At 70.9% G+C, this 20,216-nt stretch carries 20 protein-coding genes; 11 read left to right on the forward strand and 9 right to left on the reverse strand.

The annotated features are described in order from the left end of the window. Window positions 1-100: 100 nt before the first annotated feature. Both ACFQSB_RS18770 and ACFQSB_RS18775 read left to right on the forward strand, forming a co-directional pair. Window positions 101-700 (forward strand): RNA polymerase sigma factor, encoded by a 600-nt coding sequence (locus ACFQSB_RS18770; RefSeq protein WP_380827976.1) that lies wholly within the window; start codon window positions 101-103, stop codon window positions 698-700. Further along, window positions 693-1,841 carry a CU044_5270 family protein gene (locus ACFQSB_RS18775; protein WP_380827978.1) on the forward strand — a complete coding sequence of 383 codons (1,149 nt, stop codon included), beginning with the start codon at window positions 693-695 and terminating at the stop codon, window positions 1,839-1,841. Before ACFQSB_RS18770 ends, ACFQSB_RS18775 begins: the two co-directional genes overlap by 8 nt. On the opposite strand, the gene ACFQSB_RS18780 is transcribed toward ACFQSB_RS18775, so the two are convergent. From ACFQSB_RS18780 to ACFQSB_RS18795, 4 genes are all read right to left on the reverse strand, one after another. After that, window positions 1,796-2,491 carry a hypothetical protein gene (locus tag ACFQSB_RS18780; protein ID WP_380827980.1) on the reverse strand — a complete coding sequence of 232 codons (696 nt, stop codon included), beginning with the start codon at window positions 2,489-2,491 and terminating at the stop codon, window positions 1,796-1,798. The genes ACFQSB_RS18775 and ACFQSB_RS18780 overlap by 46 nt on opposite strands. 113 nt (window positions 2,492-2,604) lie before the next feature. Beyond that, on the reverse strand, window positions 2,605-3,882 hold the full coding sequence (locus ACFQSB_RS18785) for a hypothetical protein (RefSeq protein ID WP_354845614.1): 1,278 nt from the start codon (window positions 3,880-3,882) through the stop codon (window positions 2,605-2,607). 274 nt (window positions 3,883-4,156) lie between these two features. Next, window positions 4,157-4,765, reverse strand: coding sequence for a histidine phosphatase family protein (locus tag ACFQSB_RS18790; protein WP_380827982.1), 609 nt, complete (start codon window positions 4,763-4,765; stop codon window positions 4,157-4,159). A 128-nt stretch (window positions 4,766-4,893) separates the two neighbouring features. Then, on the reverse strand, window positions 4,894-6,078 hold the full coding sequence (locus ACFQSB_RS18795; RefSeq protein WP_380827983.1) for a PEP/pyruvate-binding domain-containing protein: 1,185 nt from the start codon (window positions 6,076-6,078) through the stop codon (window positions 4,894-4,896). A 58-nt stretch (window positions 6,079-6,136) separates the two neighbouring features. On the opposite strand from ACFQSB_RS18795, the gene ACFQSB_RS18800 reads away from it, so the two are divergent. Continuing rightward, window positions 6,137-6,532, forward strand: a complete 396-nt coding sequence (locus ACFQSB_RS18800) for a DNA-binding protein (protein ID WP_380827984.1) — start codon at window positions 6,137-6,139, stop codon at window positions 6,530-6,532. Beyond that, the gene (locus tag ACFQSB_RS18805; RefSeq protein ID WP_380827985.1) at window positions 6,529-7,164 is read left to right on the forward strand and encodes a transcriptional regulator; all 636 of its coding nucleotides are present in this window, start codon (window positions 6,529-6,531) and stop codon (window positions 7,162-7,164) included. The genes ACFQSB_RS18800 and ACFQSB_RS18805 overlap by 4 nt, the downstream gene beginning before the upstream one ends. Window positions 7,165-7,181: 17 nt before the next feature. Here ACFQSB_RS18805 and ACFQSB_RS18810 read toward each other — a convergent pair whose 3' ends face one another. Continuing rightward, complete coding sequence (locus ACFQSB_RS18810) at window positions 7,182-7,826, reverse strand: helix-turn-helix domain-containing protein (protein ID WP_380827986.1); 645 nt, start codon at window positions 7,824-7,826, stop codon at window positions 7,182-7,184. A 325-nt stretch (window positions 7,827-8,151) separates the two neighbouring features. Between ACFQSB_RS18810 and ACFQSB_RS18815 the strand changes: the two genes are divergently transcribed. From ACFQSB_RS18815 to ACFQSB_RS18825, 3 genes are all read left to right on the forward strand, one after another. Continuing rightward, on the forward strand, window positions 8,152-8,970 hold the full coding sequence (locus ACFQSB_RS18815) for a hypothetical protein (protein WP_380827987.1): 819 nt from the start codon (window positions 8,152-8,154) through the stop codon (window positions 8,968-8,970). Between the two features lie 83 nt (window positions 8,971-9,053). After that, window positions 9,054-9,827 (forward strand): hypothetical protein, encoded by a 774-nt coding sequence (locus ACFQSB_RS18820; RefSeq protein ID WP_380827989.1) that lies wholly within the window; start codon window positions 9,054-9,056, stop codon window positions 9,825-9,827. Window positions 9,828-9,831: 4 nt separating this feature from the next. Continuing rightward, window positions 9,832-10,968: a radical SAM protein gene (locus ACFQSB_RS18825; RefSeq protein ID WP_380827991.1), complete on the forward strand. Its 1,137-nt coding sequence runs from the start codon at window positions 9,832-9,834 to the stop codon at window positions 10,966-10,968. Between the two features lie 104 nt (window positions 10,969-11,072). Here ACFQSB_RS18825 and ACFQSB_RS18830 read toward each other — a convergent pair whose 3' ends face one another. Both ACFQSB_RS18830 and ACFQSB_RS18835 read right to left on the reverse strand, forming a co-directional pair. Further along, window positions 11,073-11,417 carry a hypothetical protein gene (locus ACFQSB_RS18830; protein WP_380827992.1) on the reverse strand — a complete coding sequence of 115 codons (345 nt, stop codon included), beginning with the start codon at window positions 11,415-11,417 and terminating at the stop codon, window positions 11,073-11,075. Then, on the reverse strand, window positions 11,414-11,737 hold the full coding sequence (locus tag ACFQSB_RS18835) for a hypothetical protein (RefSeq protein ID WP_380827993.1): 324 nt from the start codon (window positions 11,735-11,737) through the stop codon (window positions 11,414-11,416). The genes ACFQSB_RS18830 and ACFQSB_RS18835 overlap by 4 nt, the downstream gene beginning before the upstream one ends. A 266-nt stretch (window positions 11,738-12,003) precedes the next feature. On the opposite strand from ACFQSB_RS18835, the gene ACFQSB_RS18840 reads away from it, so the two are divergent. After that, window positions 12,004-13,371, forward strand: coding sequence for a helix-turn-helix domain-containing protein (locus ACFQSB_RS18840; RefSeq protein ID WP_380827995.1), 1,368 nt, complete (start codon window positions 12,004-12,006; stop codon window positions 13,369-13,371). Window positions 13,372-13,741: 370 nt separating this feature from the next. Here the strand turns inward: ACFQSB_RS18840 and ACFQSB_RS18845 are convergent, their stop codons facing one another. Continuing rightward, window positions 13,742-14,179: a TIGR03618 family F420-dependent PPOX class oxidoreductase gene (locus ACFQSB_RS18845; protein ID WP_380827996.1), complete on the reverse strand. Its 438-nt coding sequence runs from the start codon at window positions 14,177-14,179 to the stop codon at window positions 13,742-13,744. A gap of 360 nt (window positions 14,180-14,539) precedes the next feature. On the opposite strand from ACFQSB_RS18845, the gene ACFQSB_RS18850 reads away from it, so the two are divergent. The 3 genes from ACFQSB_RS18850 (at window position 14,540) to ACFQSB_RS18860 (ending at window position 19,263) form a co-directional block, all read left to right on the forward strand. Beyond that, the gene (locus tag ACFQSB_RS18850; protein WP_380827998.1) at window positions 14,540-17,839 is read left to right on the forward strand and encodes a glycosyl hydrolase family 95 catalytic domain-containing protein; all 3,300 of its coding nucleotides are present in this window, start codon (window positions 14,540-14,542) and stop codon (window positions 17,837-17,839) included. Window positions 17,840-18,076: 237 nt separating this feature from the next. Beyond that, the gene (locus tag ACFQSB_RS18855) at window positions 18,077-18,643 is read left to right on the forward strand and encodes an RNA polymerase sigma factor (RefSeq protein WP_380827999.1); all 567 of its coding nucleotides are present in this window, start codon (window positions 18,077-18,079) and stop codon (window positions 18,641-18,643) included. A gap of 2 nt (window positions 18,644-18,645) precedes the next feature. After that, entirely contained in the window at window positions 18,646-19,263 is a 618-nt protein-coding gene (locus tag ACFQSB_RS18860; protein ID WP_380828000.1) for a hypothetical protein, read from the forward strand. On the opposite strand, the gene ACFQSB_RS18865 is transcribed toward ACFQSB_RS18860, so the two are convergent. After that, window positions 19,260-20,042, reverse strand: a complete 783-nt coding sequence (locus tag ACFQSB_RS18865) for a GbsR/MarR family transcriptional regulator (protein ID WP_380828002.1) — start codon at window positions 20,040-20,042, stop codon at window positions 19,260-19,262. The genes ACFQSB_RS18860 and ACFQSB_RS18865 overlap by 4 nt on opposite strands. Window positions 20,043-20,216 lie beyond the last annotated feature (174 nt).

Consider the following 20,216-nt stretch of genomic DNA (forward strand, 5'->3'; position numbering starts at 1 on the left):
GGGTGTCGCCGTACGGAGAACGGCGAAAAAGTGGGACCTGAGGATGCTCGTGCCGCCAAGTAGAGGGTGGAAGCACCGAGAATCCGAAAGAGGACCGCACGTGATAGGTGCCCAGGCGCTGCTCGAGGGCTCCGCGGCCGACGACTCGACCGTGATCGCGCGTTCGCTGGAGCAGCCCGAGATGTTCGCGGTGGTGTTCGACCGGCACGCCGACGAGATGTTCCGGTACGCCGCGCGGCGTCTCGGGGCCGAACTGGCGGAGGACGTCGTGGCCGAGACGTTCCTGGTCGCGTTCCGCCAGAGGGCACGATACGACCTCGCGCGTCCCGACGCCCGTCCGTGGCTGTACGGGATCACGACCAACGTGGCCTCGCAGCACCGGCGGGCCGAACGCCGGCGCACGCGCGCCGCCGCACGGGTCGCCGCGGACCGTCCGGGCACCTTCGACGAGCGCAGCGACGAGCGGGTGGCCGCACAGCAACTCCAGCCGCGGCTGGCGCGGGCGCTGGGCGCGCTGTCGGCCCGCGAGCGCGACCTGCTGCTGCTCGTCGCCTGGGCGGACCTGAGCTACGAGGACGTCGCCGAGGCCCTGGGCATTCCCGCCGGGACCGTGCGCTCCCGGTTGCATCGCGTCCGCGTCAAACTCCGCCGGGCGCTCGGTGGCAGCGATCCCCTCACCTTGGAGCACCAGCATGGCTGACGAGATCCAGTCGTTCAGGGACGGCCGTCCGGACGCCCCGCCGTACCGGCCCGGCGCCCGGGAGAGCGCGCGGCGCCGCCTGCTCGCCCAGGCCGCGAACGGTTCGCGCGCCCGTCCCCGCCTCTTCCGGACGGGCGTTCCCCGGCCCGGCTGGCAGGCCGCCGCGGCCTTCGGGGTGACCCTCGCCCTGGTGGGCGGCGTCGGGGTCGCCCTCTCCTCGCGTCCCGCACCCGCCTCCAGGCCGGCCACCGCCGCCTCACCCGAGCCCGCGACCGATGCGGTGTCGCTCGCCCCGTCCGTGGACGGCACGGAGCTGCACCCCCGGTCCGGCCAGTTCGTCCTGGTGGAGTCGGAGACGATGTACACGATGTCCACGGCGTCCACGGCCTCCTCCGCCGGTCCGCAGGGCGGGACGCACTACCTGTACCGGACCAAGCGCAAGATCTGGCAGTCGGCCGACGGGACGGCGCGCGGTCTGCTCTCGATCGAGGGGCTGCCGTCCAAGCCGTGGCCCGGAGAGTCGCTCCCCGCGGACGCGCAGGGATGGCCCGGCGAGCAGTGGCACGACATCGCCGGGCACTGTCCGGGCACGCCCGACGACTCCCGCACCGACTACGCCTACGTGAGCACCCTGCCCGCGGACGAGGCCGGGATGCGCGAGCACCTCTACGCGCGTCCCGGAGGGAAGGTCGGCGCCGACGACGAGGCGTTCACGGCGGTGGGCGACCTGGTGCGCGAGAGCTACCTGGCGCGCGCCCAGCGGGAGGCGCTGGTGGCCGCGGCCAAGACGATCGGCGGCGTCGAGGTGGCCGAGGGCGTCGAGGACGCGGCCGGGCGCCGGGGCACCGCGCTCGGCAGGGCGCGCGACGGGGTCCTCACCCAGCTCATCTTCGACCCGGCAACGTCGGTGTACCTCGGGGAGCGCGGCACGGTCGTCGACGCCGAGGCCGCGGGCGCGCCGGTGGGCAGCGTCCTGGCCCTGACCGCGCGGCTCAAGACGTCGGTGGTGGACGAGCTGCCGAAGGTCGGCGGCACGGAGCGCGACTCCAGCTGCGAGCAGGGCCAGGGCACCCCGAGCGGGGGCGCGACGCCGGTTCAGACGAGCCCGACCACGAACCCCTCGTCCCGCACGCCGAGGTAGAGGTTCGGCCGGTGGGCCCGCATCCCCCGGTCGATGGGGTCGATGTGCTTGGGCGCGGACCCCAGCGGGAGACGGTAGCCGTTCCGCACCCGGTGGAACTCCCAGAGGGACTCCATCTCGGGGTGCCTGACCCGGAAGCCCGGGTCGGCCGGGAACAGGTCGACCCGGACCATCACCTTGCGCGGCAGCAGGTAGTCGTCCAGCTTGAACCGGCGCTGGACGGTGCGCGAGACGGCGACCCCGGACAGCTCATGCCACGGGACCGCCCATGACGTGCCGCGCGGGTCGTCCCACCGGATGCCGACCTGCTCGATGACCAGCTTGCGCGGCCGGGTGATCTTGCGCCAGGCGAGCAGCGGGAGCAGCCCGAGGGCGATGAACACCACGCCGAGGACTCCGGCGACGACGGTCGTGGCGGGTCCGCCGTCGACCTGGCCGGTCAGCGCGGACGCCACCGTGACCACGCCGAGCGTCCCGGCGACGACGGCGGCCGCGACGGCCTTGGCCTTGGAACCGGCCCCCACGTCGACCACCACCGGCTCGGCCGTCGCCTGCGGCCGAGCGCCTCCCTGCGGGGACCGCCCCAGCGGCGAGGCGGCCTGCACGAACTGGCCAGGGGGGATCCGCTCCCCCGGTCCCGGATATGCCACAGAGGGATGGTAGAGGGAAACATTAGGGAAATACCGGAATTCGCACTGACACGCCGCAGAAATCCGGAGTTATCGCGCTATGTCATAGCCGAACCCCGCCGGGGAACCGGCGGTCACTCGGTGACGTACACCTGGCTGAAGACCTCGGAGAGCTTCTTGAGGTCCTGAGTGATGCCGACCTCGGGGGCCGCCGGGCTGTACATGGTGGACAGGCGGCGCTGGAGCGGCTGGAGCTTGGTGAGCTGCTCCCAGGCGGGCGTGGAGGCCAGGCCCGATCCCATGACGCGGTAGGTCGCCCCCGAGGTGTCCTGCCAGCGGGTCCACAGGTTGACGGTGGCGGCGCCGTCCTTGAGCGGGGCGGCGATGCGGTCCTGTGCCACGGCGGCGGCCTGCTCGGTGGTCAGCGGCGAGGCGTTCTTGCCGGCGAGCCCGGCGTCCTCGGCGGCGATCTGCGCGAGCGTGTCCCAGGCCAGGGACTTGACCTTGCTCCACTGGTTGCGCTGCGCCTGCTGCGGCGTGATCTTCCAGGTGGCGTACGCCGACGACAGCAGGCCGGAGTCGAGCGCGAGCTGGTCCACCGAGCCGGAGGTCAGCAGCGGCTCGATGTGCTCGGGGGTGAGCAGCGGGTACTTCTTGGTCATCTCGGTGCCGCAGGAGTCGTCGGCGCCGCACCCGAACGCGGGGACCACGGTGTGCACGCCGAGCTTCTTGCCCGGGGCGATCTGGTGCAGGGCCTTGGCGGCGGCGGTGACGAACCCGCTCATCTCCTCGGGCGTCTTGACCGCGCCGTTGTAGCCGAGCTGGGAGGTGAAGCGGATGCCGACGACGCCCGGCTGCGCGGCGAGCGCGCCCACCTTGCGCACCGCCGCGGCGAAGGCCGCTGCGCCGGCCTTGTAGTCGTCCAGCAGCTCGGTGTCGACCCAGACCCGCATGTTGCTCGCCGCGGCGGCGGCGATCGCCTGCCCGGCGGGGGTCTGCGCGGCGGCGGCGATCTCCTGGGGGGTCACCGAGCAGTTCTCACCGGCGGTCTGACAGGCCGGCGGGGTGCTGTCGTCCTGGTAGTCCTGGGGAGCCGGGTCGCCGTCACCGTGCGCCTGGCCGTCGCCCTCGCCCTCGGCGGAGCACTGCTCGACCGTGCAGTCGATCCAGCCGACCGGGTACTCGGTGGCCTCCTTCAGCTTCGCGCCGTCGTCCTTGGCCCAGAACCGGACGATGTCCAGCGCCTCGCCCGGGTCGGCCATCCAGAAGCACTGAGGGTCGGACTGCGAGCCGCCGTTGGTGACGTTCTTGCAGTCCTCGGCACCGTCCTCGGAGAACGCCGTGGCGGCCGGGATGCCCACCGCGAGAACGGTGAGGGCGGCGCTGAGGGCGAGGGCTCTCCTGATTCGCATCAAGCGTCTCCTTGGGCGGGGGCGATACGGCCGAGCATCGTGCAAAACGATCGAAACGACTGTATCGGGCACATCTCTACACGACCAGAGGAACCATACGATTGCTCCAGCACCAAGAATCCCGCTGACGCGGCCCACCGTGCCCTCAGCTCGCATGATCCTCCCGCACGACACGCTGGTCCGGACCCGGATTTCACGCACCCGTCCGACCCGCGTCACTCCCCGTTCCGCCACCCCCGCCCGTCCGACACGTCTACGGACGGCGGAGGCCGCCTCACGGCCTCACGCGTTCGGAGAACCCGGTCCAGCGCAGCTCGGACGGAAGGTGGCTCATGTCGTTGAACATCACGATCGCGGGCGGCAGGCCGTCGCGGTAGTCGATGACCGTCAGTGCGGTGTTGGCGCTGTTCAGGCCGAGCCACCGGGACGGCGGCGCGTCCAGCGCGTGCCGCACCAGCCAGGCGATCTGGAAGGCGTGCGTCACCAGGACCTCGTGCGTGTCGGCCCCGGCCCCCTCCGAGGCGGGGGCCCGCGCGAACCGGGCGACCAGCGCGTCGGCGAGCCTGCGGCCCGCGGCCACCTCGGCGTCGTCGTAGCCGTCGAAGAAACCGGCCCGGGACGGGGGCATCTCAGCCGCGTCGGGGACATAGGGCACGTGGTCGACGAGCTCGGCGGCCTCGGCCACGGGCACGTCCGGCAGGTGCCGGGCGAGTTCGCGCGCGCTCGCCACCGCGCGCGGCAGCGGGGAGTGCCACACGGCGTCGACCGGCACGCCGGCGAGCCGCTCGCCCAGCAGGCCCGCCTGCCGGCGCCCGACGTCGGTCAGCTGCCCGGCCGCGTCGGCCGCGCCGTGGCGTACCAGGTAGAGGTGTCGCGTCGTCATGAGCGGTGAGGATACGGGGCGCCCTGTACGGACCCGTCTCCCCTCTCCTTCCGATCGTGGGTGCGCGGCCGGCGATGGTACGGGCGCGGCGCCGCGCCACCCTCGGCCCACCGGCGGCGCACCGCCCGTCAGCCGGCGGCGGTGACGGTGCCGGCGGTGCCGTCGATGGTGAGGACGGTGTCGTCGCGCAGCCTGCTCATCGCGTCCGGGACGCCCAGGACGGCGGGAATGGCCTGCTCGCGAGCGACGATCGCGGCGTGGGAGAGCACGCCTCCGGTCTCGGTGACGACGCCCGCGACGACGCGCAGCAACGGCGTCCACGCGGGGTCGGTGAACGGGCAGACGAGGATGTCTCCCGCGCGCACGCGCGCGAAGTCGCCGGGCCCTCGGACGATCCTCGCGGCGCCGGTCACGGTCCCGTGGCTGCCGGGGATTCCGCTGAGCACGGCGGCCGTGGCAGCCGGGGCGACGCGGGGTGGCGGGGGTGTGGCGGTGACCGGCCGTGCTTGCAGGACCCAGAGGCGGCCGTCGGCGATCGCCCACTCGATGTCCTGCGGTCCGCCGAGCACGGCGGCGATCCGCCGTCCCAGCCCGGCCAGCCGCTCGGCGGTCGCGTCGTCGATCGCCTGCTGCTCACGGGCACGGATGGGCACCTCGGAGACCACGAGCCGCGCGCCGTGCCGATCAAGGCGGGTCCGTTTGTCCCCGACGGTGCGCGTGACCGAACCGTCGCCGGCGACGCGGTAGGCGTCCGGGGCGACCTGTCCCCCGACCACGCTGGGGCCGAGACCCCAGGACGCCTCGATCAGGGTCGGGTCGTCCGCGTCCGCGGGCGTGAACATGACCCCGGACACCTCGGCGTCCAGGTGGCGTTGGACGATGACCGCCATCGCGGGATCGCCGGCCGGCCGCCCGGAGGCGTCGCGGTAGTCGATGGCACGCGGAGAGAACAGCGAGGCCCAGCAGGCACGTACGGCATGGGCGACGCCGGCGGTGCCGCGCACGGCGAGAAAGCTCTCGTACTGGCCGGCCGCCGACGCCTGGCCGGTGTCCTCGCCCGCCGCCGATGATCTCACCGCCACGGGCGGATCGCCGAGCTCGCGGAGTGCGCGCCCCACCGCGTCGATGACGGCGGCGTGGACCGGACGGGTCTCCACCGCCCGCCTGTCCAGGTCGCGGACCGCGGCGCGATAGGCCGCGTACGGGAGGACGAAGCCGTCCGGCACCGGCAGGCCCGCGCGGAGCAGCGTGCCGAGCGCGCCGGCCTTGCCCCCGCAGGTGTCCGCGACGGCCTCCCCGAGGGGTACGATCACCCGTCCACCCTTCAACGTTCTGTTGACAACTTTTCGTTGATTCTGCATCCTGATCCGCATGTCACGCAAGCAGGACATCGCTCACACCGAGCGCGCCGACCACGCCCAGGCCCAGCGCGAGCGCGACGCGCGCGGGCGTCTGCTGACGCTGGGCGCCGATGCGCTCGAGGCCCGCCCGTGGCGCCCCTCACCCGTCCCGCCGTCCGCGGTGGACCTGGTGAACTTCGCCGTCTGGCGCTGGGCGGACCTGACCCCGGAGGACATCCTGGGCGCGCTCGCCCTCATGCCCGCCGCACGCGCCGAGGTCGAAGCGCTCGAAGCCGGCCTGCTGTTCACGGCCCGCGGCGCGGGGCTGACCTGGGCGCAGATGGCGCAGGCGATGGGGTTCAACTCCCCGCAGGCATGCCAGCAGCACTACACCCGGCTGACGACGCGGCGGGAGGCCGGCTCATGACGCGGGACTCCGCGCCCGACCTGCTGGTCCTGCACTCCGTGCGCGTCACCGGGTTCGCCGACACCCCGGTGATCGCTCGCCGGTACGGGCTCGACCCGGCCGAGACCGAAGAGACGCTGCGCGACGCCGAGGCGTACGGATGGGTCCAGCACACCGCCTTCGCCGGCACCGCGGGGTGGTCGCTGACCGAGCGGGGCAAGGCCGAGAACGAGCGCCGGCTCGCGGCCGAGCTGGCACATGCCGGCGGCGCCGAGGAGGTCCGAGAGGTCTACCGCGCGTTCCTCCCGCTGAACGCCCTCCTGCTCCAGGCCTGCACCGACTGGCAGCTCCGGCCCACCGCCGGCGACCGGCTCGCCGCCAACGACCACTCCGACCACGCCTGGGACGCCCGGGTCCTGCGGGAGCTCGGCGACATCGGCCGCGCACTCACGCCGCTGACGGACCGGCTCTCACGCGTCCTGGTCCGCTTCCAGGGCTACGACCAACGGTTCGCCGCGGCTCTGGAGCGGGCGCGAGCCGGGGACGCCGCCTGGGTCGACCACACCGACGTCGACTCCTGCCACCGCGTCTGGTTCGAGCTCCACGAAGACCTCATCGCCACCCTCGGCCTCGACCGCCACACCGTCCCCTGAACCTTGCTCAGGTGAGCTCAGGTGAGGGCTTGGCTCAGCTCGACGGCCGCGGCGACGACGCGCGGGCCGAGGGTGGCGGCGTCCAGGGCGCCGAAGGTCACGATGCCCACCGACGCCTCCAGCCACGGCAACCTCGGCAACGGAGCGGCGACCCCCCGGGCGCCCTCCTGGAGCTGCCCTTCGGTCACCCTGTAGTCGGTACGGCCCTCGCGCAGGGCCACGATCGCCAGCCCCGCGGCGCCGCGCGACAGAGGATGGCGGGCGCCCTCGCGGTAGGCCACATGCATGTCGGTCCACGTGGGCTCGACCACGGCGATGGCCAGCCCCTCGTCGCCCTCGGCCACGGTCAGGTGGGCGGTGGCCCCGGCGTCCTCGGCGAGCCGGCGCAGCGCCGGGAGGGCCGCCGCTCTGAGCAGGGGCTGGACGGCGCGGGCCAGCGCGAGGACGCCGAATCCGAGATGGGCGCGCCCTTCGGCGTCCCGGCGGGCGAAGCCCTCGTTCTGCAGCGTGGTGAGCAGCCGGTAGACGATCGGACGGCTCAGCCCGAGCTCCTGGGCGAGCTCGGTGGGAGTACGGGCGCGGTGGCCGTCGGCGAGCAGCCGCAACAGCCGCAGCCCCCGCTCCAGCGTCTGCGCCGACTCCGGACTCCCCTTGTGATCCACCTTCCCGATTATGCGGCTCCCGCCCCTCGCGCCACTTCTCCTTCCACCCCGCGCCGCCCGCACAACCCTGCGGGGTCGGCACACCCGGCCCCTACCTGGCTCGCCGGCGGCCGATCAGCGCTCCGCTGGAGGCGCCAGGCGACGTCGCGAATATCGCGAAACCACAGCCGATGTGTCGATGAACGCCCAGCCGAAATGAATCTGACGGTTCCATATTCTCTGCAATTTTCATACATTGACAGGCCTTTAACGGCGATGCAACATATGAGTTGAAAATCCCGCCCTGAGTGATCACCTTATCCACCATGTGAAAGGATCGCGCTCAGTGGATCGCAACGAGTTCACCGGCCCCGAGCCTCCCGCGAAGATGTCCCGTCGTAACATGGTGAATTCCATAGGCGGTGGCGTTCTGGCCGCGATCGGGGCCGCACCCTCCCGCATCGCCGCCAACGGCGCATCATCGGGTGCCACCGCTGCGGCCGCAGCAGGCCCGGGTGGCCCGTCCGAATGCCCCGGGCCGCCGTTGCAGATTTCTCCGAGCGAGGTCAGTTCCCGGCTGAGGTCGCTCTACACCACCATGCTCGGGGACAGCCAGCTACAGGCGCGGTTCATTCAGAACCCGTCCAGCGTCCTGGTCCAATACGGCATGGCCTCGTCGCTGACCTACGAGGCGGCCAGCGCCGCGAACCGGCTGCTGTTCTCCATCCTGAGCAACCCCGCCTTCCGGGAGTGGCTGCGCTCCTATGCGGCGCAGCACCTCGGCACGAGGGTGGAACCCCGGCAGGCCGCTCAAGATCTCACGGTGGCCATCCGGGACTTCGGAGATCCGAACCTGATCAGCGCGATGGTCGAGTCCGCCACCGTGGGGCAGCCCATCCCGGGTGGCGGTTTCGGACCGCTCGCGAACCAGTTGGTGGTCAACAATGCGGCCGGAACCACATTCGTCACCCCGGTGTCGAGTCCGTCGACCAGTGACCAGAAAGTCAAGAGCTCCTCCAACTTCGACGGCACAGGAGAAAGCCTCGGCCCCCCGTCCGTGATCGATCCCGTCCTCCTGCGGACTCTCGCCGAGCAGTTGACGGCCCGGGCGCAGCAACTGTCGAGTGCCGGAGCCCTGTCCGATCTCCGCACCCGAATCTTCTGACAGGAGCGCCGGCACTCCCCGCGGCGCGGTTGAGCCGAACCGATCTGAGTGATCATCCGCTTGCGTGTGGAAGAGGAAATCCAGTGGCTCGCGACGAATCCGACAGCACCCGACTCCCCGAACACGTCTCTCGCCGCAAGGCGATCGCCATGGGCGGTGGAGCCCTCGCCGCCATCGGCGGCGTTTCGGCCGCGTCCGCGCCGGCCGCGGCGGGTGCGGCGGCCGTGACCGACTGCCCCGGCTCGCCGTTGCAGATCTCCGCGAGCGAGGTGTACTCCAACCTCAGGTCGTTGTACTCGACCATGATGACGAACAACTCGCTGCAAGCGCAGTTCATCCAGGATCCGTCCGGCGTTCTGGCCCAGTACGGCATGCGGTACACGATGCCGGCCGATGCGACCACGGCCGCGAACCGGTTGCTGTTCTCCATCCTGAGCAACTCCGCCTTCCGGGAGTGGCTGCGTTCCTATGCGGCGCAGCACATGGGCACGAGGGTGCCTCCGTACCAGGCGGCCAACGACATATCGGCGGCCATCCGAAGCTTCGGGGACCCGAACCTGATCACCGCGATGGTCGAGTCCGCGACCGTGGGTCAACCCATCCCGGGTGCTGGTTTCGGACCGCTCGCGAACCAGTTGTTCCACAACAATGCGGCCGGAACCATGTTCGCCACCCCGGTGTCGAGTGCCAATGACGCCAAGAGTTCCCAGAACTTCAACGGCATAGGGGAGAGCCTCGGCCCCCCGTCCGTGATCAGTTCCACCCTCCTGCGACAGCTCGCCGAGCGGTTGACGACGCGGGCACAACAACTGTCGCAGGCCGGAGTGCTGTCCGATCTCCGCCAAGAGGACTGGTGACCTCATGGAGCAGGGAGCCGACGCCGACGGCGTCACGACGTCCGACAGCAACCCCCTTCAACCCGACGAGCGATCACTCGTCCGCGGAGTCAAAGTCCTGTCGATCATGCCGACGTTCCGCTGCACGGCGGCCTGCACCAGTTGCGGCACCTACAGCAGTCCGGCGGAGCGCACGGTCCTGAATCCGCAGGCCATCCGTGCGGCCATAGCGGAGGCCCACCGGCTGGGCTTCGGGATCGTGGTCTTCACCGGCGGTGAGGCCACGCTCCAGCGACGCGACCTGCTCGACGCCATCGCCTATGCGACGAGCCTCGACCTGCCGACCCGGTTGGTCACCAACGCATACTGGGCACGGAGCCCGCAGAAGGCCGCGCGGGTCCTCGATGAGCTCATGAGCGCCGGCCTCACCGAGATCAACTACAGCACCGGCGACGAGCACATCCGCTTCGTACCGATCGACCGCGTCGCGATCGCGGTCGTCGAGGCGGTGAAGCGCCGGCTGCCCGTGCACGTCATGGTCGAGCTGAGAGCGGAGCGCGCGGTGACGCGGGACACCGTCCTCGGCCGCCCCGAACTGCGCGCGCTGTCGGATGCGCAGCGGGACATGGTCAAGGTGGTGGAGAGCCCGTGGATGCCGCTCGATCCGCACCAGGTGGAGAGCTATCCCGATGGCCTCGCGACCGATTCGGCCAACATATCGGAGCGGCCCGGCTGTGACAGCCTGTTGCGCACCTACACCCTTCAGTCCGACGGCAGGGTCGCGGCGTGCTGCGGGCTGGGCATGCGCGCCATCAACGAGCTCAACGTCACCACCATCGACGAGCCCGACTTCCTCGGCCGCGCCGTGCAGACCGCGGAGTCCGACGTGCTCAAGCTGTGGATCCACTCTCTCGGACCCGACCGCGTCCTGCAGTGGGCCGCGGAGAAGGATCCCTCGATCCAGTGGCAGGGCATGTACGCGCATCACTGCCAATCGTGTCATCGGCTCTACCAGGATCCGAAGGTCCGCGCCGTCATCCAGGAGCACGGCCACGAGATGATCGGGACGGTCGCACAGACCCTGTGGCTGGACGAGTACCTGGCGCCGGCGGTCATCGACCAGGCGATGCCTCCGAAGGCCGGGCTCGACATGACCAGGTGACATCGCCCTGCGGTCCCACGGGTGGACGGTGACCCGGCGGTTCCGCGCCACGGCGAGAACATGACCGGCGCCGCGGGATTGCGAGTGGGCAGAGAAGCGCGCGCTCACCCTGCCGCGTCCGCTGCGATGTCCTCGGCGGCGCGGGCCGGGTCGCCCGCCGCGCACGCCCGCACGGGCAGGCCGTCGGGCCGCTTGACGAGGTACCAGGCCCCGCCGCCGGGTACGTCGACCACGGCGACGGTGGCCGCCAGCCGGCCGCACCCGTACACGTCCATCTCGGGCGGCAGCGGGAAGCCCTTGTCGAACCCCCAGCGCATGGGGAGATGGACGCGCTCGACGTGGCGGCAGCGCAGGCCATGGGACTCCAGGTACTTGGCCAGCTCACGCAGCGCCCGGCGATGCTCCTCGGCCCGCCCCTCCGGCATGCCGTACATCAGCGTGCCCGTCACCCCCGGCTCCCGGCGCGGGGACCGAGCATCCCGCGACGCGGCGTCCACAGCTCGGGCGTCCCCATCTGCGGTGTCCGGGGGCGAGGGACGGGGCGCCTGCTCTCGGAGTCGCGCATGAGGGCGCGGAGCTCGCCGGGAGTGGCGGCCTCGACCAGCGGCTCCGCGACCTCGGCCGTGCGGGCGATGGCGGAGAAGCGGCGCGAGTAGACCCCGTACATCACCAGCCACCCGGGTTCCAGCAGCCCGAGTTGCCCGGCCCTGGCCTGCTGCTTCTCGTCCCACGCCTTCCGCCCGCCGTCCGGGGCAAGAGGTTCGGGCATGGTCGCGGGCCGCCGGAGGCGGTGCCGGCCGGTGGGGGGACGTCGAGAGAACGGGAGGCGGCCGCGGCCGGGACGGCGGCGCGCATCGAGGAGGGCCATGTCGTACTCCTGATCGACCTGTGGACAACTCGGCGAACTGGCGTTCTGTAATCGACTCATCATTTAGAGTCATCAGTACGTTCGTACGCGTGCGGAGCCCGGACAAGAGCTGATCGACAGTGCTGATCCACTGACGATCGACCGGCCCTTTGGGAAGGAGAAACGGCATGCCCGCCCCCCGGAAGAGCAGCGACCGTTATCGGTCAATGGCACACTATTTCGGCGCACTGATTCGCGATCTGCGCGATTCGTACGAGTCACGGGTCGGCGAGCCGCTCACCATGTCCCACCTGGCCGCCCGCACGGGCTACTCGGCGTCGATGATCGGCCAGATCGAGCGCGGCGAGACCCTCCCCGAGTCGGGCACGCGCGTGCGCACGCTGGACAACGCGCTACGGGCGGAAGGGCAGCTGATATTGCTGTGGCCAGTGGTACAACGCCTCGGAAACCACCCCATCAACGACCTCGCCGCCGCGACAAATCGCATTACTCGGGGTTACCGTGAAAACGGACCTTGCGCCCTCATCGGAGGAGACGACATGGAACGCCGCTATTTGCTGCAATTGGCGGGCTTGGGAATGCTCGCCCAATCCCCGATCTTCAGCACCGGCGAGCACATCAGGCAGTTGCTCGAACGCTCCTTCGGCGGGCCCGACGGCGGCACCGAAGACCAGTGGGAGGCCATCTGCGCCGACCACATGCATGCCTTGGTCAACCGACCGCCCACCGAGGCGCTCGACGGCCTCATGGTCGACCTGGCACTGCTCTACCAGCAGATGTCGGTCGCTCCCCCGGAGCAGAGCGCCCGCCTGCAACGCATCGCCGCCTGGATGGCCACCATGCACGCCAACCTGCTTACCCGGCTCGGTGTGTACGGCGAGGCCGGCCGCTGGTGGCGCACCGCCCGCCAGGCCGCCGACGCCTCTCAGGACGTGGACATGCAGGTTTGGGTTCGTGGCACTGAGGCGGTGTTCGGCCTCTACTCACCCCGCTCCCTCGAAACGGTGCTCACCCTTGCCCGTGACGCCCAGACTCTCGCGGCCGGGCGCGTCGCGGCGGGCTTGTTCCAAGCCGTCAGCGCGGAGGCCCAAACCTTGGCCGTGATGGGCAGACATCAGGAGGCCCGCGAATCCGTCCAGCGGTTGCATGACCTCGTCGAGCGTTCGACCCCTGATCGCCGATTCAACTGGACAAGCGATCAAGTCTTCTTCGTCTCCTCCTGGGTCCACTCGTTCGAGGGGGCCACCGAGGCGGCGCGGGAAGCGCGCGACAGCACGCTCGCGCAGTCACCCTGCTACCAGAACGCCACGAACGTCCGACTACATGAGGCGATCAGCCTCTCCAGCAGCGGCGGCCATAACGAAGCACTCCAGCTCGTCACAAAGGTGCTCTCCGAACTGGACCCCGCCTACCGCAGCCGCATGATCACCCACACCGCCCGCAGAGTCCTCGACGCCGTCCCCTCCGACCAGCGAGCCGCCCTCCCTGCCCTCCCCGACTACCGCGCCGCCCTCAGCGCCCCCACCTCCACCTGAACGAACGGCATACGACCAAGCGATCTCCATCGACTGAGGCCGGGTCATGAGCGGACTCCGCCAGACGATCAGCGTCCCTTGCCGTCTCCGTTCTCTTCTTCCAGGTGGCGGAGCCTCTCATCGACCTCTTCGACCTCCGGCACATCGCTCTTGGCGTGACGGGCCGGGGAGCGCGAGGGGCCGGAGGCCCTTCGCCGGGGGTGTGGGGGGAACCCCCACAGAACACCGCCCTCGCGTCGATGCGCGAAGCGCGCCGCCGCGAGGACCACGACCCGAACCGCAGGCCCCACCACATAACCAAGCCGGTGGGGCGCCGGATGCCCACCAGCCCACTCAGCTGCGCCGTCGACGGTGGGCGACCGGGCGTCGTTCAGTTGCTGTAGATGCGGGTCGGGGCGAGCAGGACGACGGTGCGGCGTTGTTCGGCCATGACGCGGTCGTACTCGTCCCAGTCCTCGTGGGTGCCGCCCGCGGCGGTGAACACCTCGCGCCGCAGCAGTCGCAGCCTTTCGCCGTCGATGCCCTCGACCGGATCGTCCGGCCCGATGAGCTCGGCCGTGCCCTCGATGGTGGCCCAGGTCCAGCCTGACCGCGCCGTCACGGTCACCTGGGGGCGCGCCCGCAGGTTGGCCAGCTTGACCTTCCCGTAGGTGACGAACCCGAGCACCGGAGCGCCGGTGAGCGGGTGGGGCAGGGCGCCCGCGTTGACCAGCGACGCCTGAATCGTGCCGTCCGCCCGCAGCGTCGAGACGACGACCAGGCCCTGCTCCTTCGCCGCCAGCGCGGCGAACTCGTCCAAGGTTGTCATGCCCACCATCCTGACCCCTACCAGCCACCATGCGGGGCCATAGCGGTGCCGACACCCCGACGGCCTCGCCGGCCCGGGCGCCCATGATCTGCCGGTGTCCGGGGTCGCTACGGCGGACGGCACGCCCAGACATTGGATGTCTAGGGCTTGGCATGCGGCGTATCGGTGGAGTTTTGGCGTTAATTAGTACAACTGTTGACCCATACATCGAATGTTTGTAGCTTGGTGATCACTCCCCAGAACAGTGCTTTGTGATGCCGCCGGTTCCGCTGAGCTCGCCTTCCTCACCGATGGCGCGCTCGTCTCCGCATGCGTGCGGCGCCGGCCGCTCGCAAGGCCGCAGGCGCTTGGAGAAGCGAGATGGCAGATCTGACGCGTAGGCAACTGATGAAGTTCGGAGCGGCCGGAGCAGGAGCTCTGCTGTTGCCGATGCAATGGACGGCGGCGGCCCGGGCCGCCTCGGTGGCGCCGCCCGAGGTGCGCACCGCTGACGACCTGGCGCTGTGGTACGACGAGGCCGCCGGCACGGACTGGCTGCGCGCGCTCCCGATCGGCAACGGACGCCTCGGCGCCATGGTGTTCGGCAACGTGGACCAGGAGCGCCTGCAGCTCAACGAGGACACCGTGTGGGCCGGCGGGCCGTACGACCAGAGCAACCCGAAGGGCGCGGCGGCGCTGCCGGAGATCCGGCGGCTGGTCTTCGAGAACCAGTGGGCGCAGGCCCAGAACCTGATCAACCAGACCATGCTCGGCAGCCCCGCGGGCCAGCTGGCCTACCAGCCCGTCGGCAACCTCAGGCTGAGCTTCCCCGGCGGCACCGGCGGGGTCTCGGAGTACAACCGCCAGCTCAACCTCACCTCCGCCACCGCGTCCACGACCTACGTCCAGAACGGGGTGCGGTACCGGCGCGAAGTGCTCGCGAGCGCGCCCGACCAGGTCATCGCCATCCGGCTGACCGCCGACAAGCCCGGCTCCATCACCTTCTCCGCGACCTTCGACAGCCCGCAGCGCACGACGCGCTCAAGCCCGGACGGCACGACGGTCGGCCTTGACGGCATCTCGGGCGACTTCGAGGGCAAGAGCGGCTCGGTCCGGTTCCTGGCGCTGGCCAAGGCCGTCGCCGAGGGCGGCAGCGTGACCAGCTCCGGCGGCACGCTGCAGGTGTCCGCCGCCGACAGCGTGACGGTGCTGATCTCCATCGGCACCAGCTACGTCAACTACAAGGACGTCAGCGGGGACTACCAGGGCATCGCGCGCGAGCACCTCGACGCGGCCCAGGGCAAGGACTACGACGCGCTGCGCGCCCGGCACGTGGCCGACTACCGCAAGCTGTTCGGCCGGACGGAGCTCGACCTCGGCCGCACCGCCGCGGCCGACCAGCCGACCGACGTGCGCATCGCGCAGTACGCCTCCGCCGACGACCCGCAGTTCTCCGCGCTGCTGTTCCAGTTCGGCCGGTACCTGCTGATCAGCTCCTCGCGTCCGGGCACCCAGCCGGCCAACCTGCAGGGCATCTGGAACGACCAGATGGCCCCGCCGTGGGACTCGAAGTACACCATCAACGCCAACCTGCCGATGAACTACTGGCCCGCCGACACCACCAACCTGTCGGAGTGCTACGAGCCGGTGTTCGGCATGGTCAAGGACCTCGCGGTGACCGGCGCCCGCACCGCGCAGGCCCAGTACGGCGCCGGCGGCTGGGTCACCCACCACAACACCGACGGGTGGCGGGCCACCTCGGTCGTCGACGGCGCGTTCTGGGGCATGTGGCAGAGCGGCGGCGCGTGGCTGTCCAGCCTGATCTGGGACCACTACCTGTTCACCGGCGACGTCGGATTCCTGCGGGAGAACTATCCCGCGATGAAGGGCGCCGCCCAGTTCTTCCTCGACACCCTGGTGGAGGAGCCGACCCTCGGGTGGCTGGTGACCAACCCGTCGAACTCCCCCGAGCTCGGCCACCACCCGGACGCCAGCGTGTGCGCCGGCCCCACCATGGACATGCAGATCCTGCGTGACCTGTTCGACGGCTGCGCCAAGGCGAGCGAGGTCCTCGGCGTCGACGCCGACTTCCGGGCCCAGCTCACGGCCACCCGCAAGCGGCTGGCCCCGATGCAGATCGGCTCGCGCGGCAACATCCAGGAGTGGCTGTACGACTGGGTGGAGACCGAGCGCAACCACCGGCACATCTCCCACCTGTACGGCCTGCACCCCAGCAACCAGATCACCAAGCGGGGCACCCCCGAGCTGTTCACGGCCGCCCGGCAGACGCTGGAGCTGCGCGGCGACGACGGCACCGGCTGGTCGCTCGCCTGGAAGATCAACTACTGGGCGCGGATGGAAGAGGGCACGCGGGCCCACGACCTGGTCCGCTTCCTGGTGACTCCGGCCCGGCTCGCGCCGAACATGTTCGACCTGCACCCTCCCTTCCAGATCGACGGAAACTTCGGCGCCACGTCGGGCATCGCCGAGATGCTGCTGCAGAGTCACACCGGGGAGCTGCACGTGCTGCCGGCGTTGCCGGAGGCCTGGCCGAGCGGGCGGGTCAAGGGGCTGCGCGGCCGCGGCGGCCACACCGTGGGCGCCGCGTGGAGCGACGGGCAGGCCGATGAGTTCACCATCACGCCCGATCGCGACGGCGTCGTCAAGCTGCGCGGCGAGATGTTCGCCGGCCGCTACAAGGTGAGCGACACCCCCCACGGCCATGCCCACGTCAAGAAGACCGGGGCCGACCTGATCGAGCTCACCGGGAAGGCCGGGCACACCTACCGCGCGTACACCCTGCAGAAGATCAAGCTCGCCGCCCCCGCCGAGGTCAGCCCCGGCCAGGAGGCCAAGGTCAGTGTCACCGTGCGGGCCATCGAGATGCCGATGGCGCCCAAGGCCACCGTGGCCCTGGACCTCCCGGACGGGTGGAAGGCGACGCCCGCGCAGATCGTGCTGCGGCCGCTGAAGCCGAACTCGGAGACCACCGTCGAGTTCACCCTCACCCCCGGCGCGAGCGAGCCGGCGGGCGCGGTGGTCCTGGTCGCCACGGTGAGCGGCCATGACTGGGCCGCGTCCGCCAAGGCCACCGTCCGGGTGTGGGACGGCCGGGAGGCGCCGCTCTCGGAGAGCTTCAGCAACGTCGCCGTCACCGACGACACCAACACCGACCCCGGGAACTTCGACGGCGGCGGCGCCAGCATCTCCGCCCAGGCGCTGGCCCAGGCCGGGGTCACCCCGGGCGGCACGGTCAGCAAGGGCGGGGTGAACTTCACCTGGCCCGACGTCCCGGTGGGCACCCCGGACAACGCCATCGCCTCGGGGCAGTCCATCAAGGTCACCGGCACCGGCAAGACGCTCGGCTTCCTGCTCACCGGAACCTACGGCGCGGTGTCCGGGCCGGCCACCATCGTCTACAAGGACGGCACCAGGCAGACCTTCACCCTCAGCTCCCCTGACTGGTACGGCGCGCCGAGGCCGGAGGGCGTCGCCGCCGTCGTGGCCGCCTACCAGAACCGGCCGGGAAACCAGCGGGCCAACACCGCCGCGACCATCTACTTCGCGGGCGTGGCGCTGCAGGACAAGGAGGTCTCCCGCGTCGACCTGCCCAACATCAGCCCGCAGGCGACCTCGGGCGTCGCGACCATGCACATCTTCGCCATGGCGATAGGCGGCTGACACCACCGCACAGAGCCCGGCGCCCTGACCCAGAGGCCACGACATGGCCACGTGCCCACGTCGTGGCCCCCGGCAACACCCAACCGCTGCAGCCCTCCGGGGCTGCAGCGGTTCGTGCTTTGAGGCGGCGGTAGGGCGCCCAGCGGGGCTCAGGATCGGCGAGACGGCCCTCGTGAAGCATTTCGGCCTGGCGCGGTAAGTACGAGTGACCGCATACGCCAAGAAAGGCCGGTATGCATGACAATCCCCCGCGAAGCTGTCGAGGTCCATGATGCGACCATCATCGAGAGATCGCTCGATGATCCCGAGATCTTCTCCGTTCTGTTCGACCGGCACGCACCGCTCCTGTACAGGTACGCGGCCAGACGCCTGGGGCCCGGCGAGGCCGAGGACGTCGTGGCCGACACCTTCCTGGCCGCCTTCCAACGTCGAGGCGACTACGACCGGAGCCGCTGCGACGCCCGGCCGTGGCTGTACGGGATCGCCTCCAATGTGATCGGCAAACGGCGGCGCACGGAGATGGGCCTCTACCGCGCCTACCTCCGCAGCGGCGTGCATCCGGCGGAGTTGTCGGGCCTTCAGGTGGAGGACGGCGTCACCACCCTGGCCGTGAACCGGCCGCTGGCCAGGGCGTTACTGGGGCTCGCCCAGGCCGATCGCGACGTGCTGCTGCTCGTCGCGTGGGCGGACCTGACCTACCAGGAGGTCGCCGCCGCGCTCGCCATCCCGCCGGGAACCGTCGCCTCGCGCCTCAACCGGGCCCGTCTGCAGATCCGACGCACCCTGAACCCGCAAGGAGAATGACCATGGATGAGCTCAAGGCCATGTGGAGCACCATTCCGCCGGCCACCCCCAAGGACCTCGCCGGAGCGCGGCAGCGGCTGCTCGACGGGATGCGCCCGCGGCGGCGCCTCGTCACCGGTCCCCGGCTGCTGGTCGCGGCCGGTGTCGCGGCGGCGCTCCTCATCACGCCGCTGGTCGGCGGAACGGGGAACCCCGCCTACGCGGTGGCCGAGAACCCGGACGGTACGGTCGCCGTGACCGTCAACGAACTGCGCGATCCCTCGGGGCTGGAGGCCAAGCTGGGCGCGGCCGGCATCACGGCCGATGTGACGTTCGTGGCCGCGGGCACGCACTGCGCGGCTCCTCGTTTCGCCGGCGTGGATGGGACCTACGGCGGGCCGCCCGCCGCGGGAGCGGACGAGTTGCGTTCGACCGTGAATGAGTCGCGCTCGTCCAAGGCCGTCCGGGTGACCTCTGTACGGACGATCCGGATCTCTCCCCGCTACATCAGGCCGGGCGAGACCCTCGTGGTGGAGTTCCGCGAGAACCACGACGCACAAGTGCCCTGGCGGCTCGGCGCCTGGCTGGCTCAGGCGGGCTCCTCCGTCAAGCCGTGCACGCCGGTCGAAGACCCTCATTAGGGCGGCGGTCGCAGGGCGGCGGCGATCCCGGGATCGCCGCCGCCCACCGGCGTCTCCGGGGGCCGGGTGCCGCGGGCGGCCAGGCTTTGCCGCCACTGGTCGATGACCTGGCGGAACGCCTCGCTCACGAGGGCGAGGAGTTCGGTGGAGGACTGGAAACGGGCGCCCGCGGGGGTCGCCGCTCCGAGGATCTCGGCCCCGCGTCGCGACGCGGTCGCCAGGGCGTCGTTCATCTCCAGAGACGCGATGAGGGACCGGAGCCAGATCTCGTCGTCGATGACATAGCGTTCGCGCCGCGCGCCGGGAGCCCGTTCCCGCCTGAGCATTCCCTGCTGTTCGAGGAAGGCGATGGCGTGCGAGATCGACGCCGGGCTGACGCGGAGCCGCTGGACCAGGTCGGCGGCGGTGAGAGCGCCGGCGTCGGTGATGTACAGGCAGGCCAGCACCCTGGCCTCCATGCGGGGCAGGCCCTGTTCGACGAGCAGAGCGGTGAAGGACTCCGCGAAGTCCCGCACCACCTCAGGATCACGCCCATGGCCGCCCTCGGAGATCGGCGGGGCCGCGGGCCGCGCCTGCTTGTGCCGCCGCGCACGGTGCCGGGTGGCCTCGTGCGCACGGTCCGCCCCGTAGTCGTCGGGTCCGCCGTTGCGGGTGACCTCTCGCATGATGGTCGACGCGGGCCGTCCCAGACGCCGGCCGATCTCCGCGTATCCGAGCCCCTCGGCCAGGCCCGCGGCGATGTGCCGACGGTCCTCGGGGGTGAGTCTGCCTCCGGGCATCGGTGCCGGTCTCCCATCTGTCGACGTGCGCGGGCGCTCCGCACGCACACCCGCCGCACAGTATGCGTTCACTCGCCGCCCATTGCAATGCCGGTGCCGGTCGTCCATTGCGTTCAGCGTCATGCTCATTGCAAAGAAGGCCATCCATACCCCAGAAGTACAGGCAGAAGAAGC

It is taken from the genome of Sphaerisporangium rhizosphaerae, from assembly GCF_042665155.1.
Taxonomy (GTDB): Bacteria; Actinomycetota; Actinomycetes; order Streptosporangiales; family Streptosporangiaceae; genus Sphaerisporangium; species Sphaerisporangium rhizosphaerae.

What these genes read in the sequence shown, in the direction of transcription:
- ACFQSB_RS18775 (WP_380827978.1), top strand. Translation starts at nt 693, where the DNA reads ATGGCTGACGAGATCCAGTCGTTCAGGGACGGCCGTCCGGACGCCCCG.
- ACFQSB_RS18785 (WP_354845614.1), bottom strand. Translation starts at nt 3,882, where the DNA reads ATGCGAATCAGGAGAGCCCTCGCCCTCAGCGCCGCCCTCACCGTTCTC.
- ACFQSB_RS18790 (WP_380827982.1), bottom strand. Translation starts at nt 4,765, where the DNA reads ATGACGACGCGACACCTCTACCTGGTACGCCACGGCGCGGCCGACGCG.
- ACFQSB_RS18800 (WP_380827984.1), top strand. Translation starts at nt 6,137, where the DNA reads ATGTCACGCAAGCAGGACATCGCTCACACCGAGCGCGCCGACCACGCC.
- ACFQSB_RS18805 (WP_380827985.1), top strand. Translation starts at nt 6,529, where the DNA reads ATGACGCGGGACTCCGCGCCCGACCTGCTGGTCCTGCACTCCGTGCGC.
- ACFQSB_RS18825 (WP_380827991.1), top strand. Translation starts at nt 9,832, where the DNA reads ATGGAGCAGGGAGCCGACGCCGACGGCGTCACGACGTCCGACAGCAAC.
- ACFQSB_RS18835 (WP_380827993.1), bottom strand. Translation starts at nt 11,737, where the DNA reads ATGCCCGAACCTCTTGCCCCGGACGGCGGGCGGAAGGCGTGGGACGAG.
- ACFQSB_RS18840 (WP_380827995.1), top strand. Translation starts at nt 12,004, where the DNA reads ATGCCCGCCCCCCGGAAGAGCAGCGACCGTTATCGGTCAATGGCACAC.
- ACFQSB_RS18845 (WP_380827996.1), bottom strand. Translation starts at nt 14,179, where the DNA reads ATGACAACCTTGGACGAGTTCGCCGCGCTGGCGGCGAAGGAGCAGGGC.
- ACFQSB_RS18850 (WP_380827998.1), top strand. Translation starts at nt 14,540, where the DNA reads ATGGCAGATCTGACGCGTAGGCAACTGATGAAGTTCGGAGCGGCCGGA.
- ACFQSB_RS18855 (WP_380827999.1), top strand. Translation starts at nt 18,077, where the DNA reads ATGACAATCCCCCGCGAAGCTGTCGAGGTCCATGATGCGACCATCATC.
- ACFQSB_RS18860 (WP_380828000.1), top strand. Translation starts at nt 18,646, where the DNA reads ATGGATGAGCTCAAGGCCATGTGGAGCACCATTCCGCCGGCCACCCCC.
- ACFQSB_RS18865 (WP_380828002.1), bottom strand. Translation starts at nt 20,042, where the DNA reads ATGCCCGGAGGCAGACTCACCCCCGAGGACCGTCGGCACATCGCCGCG.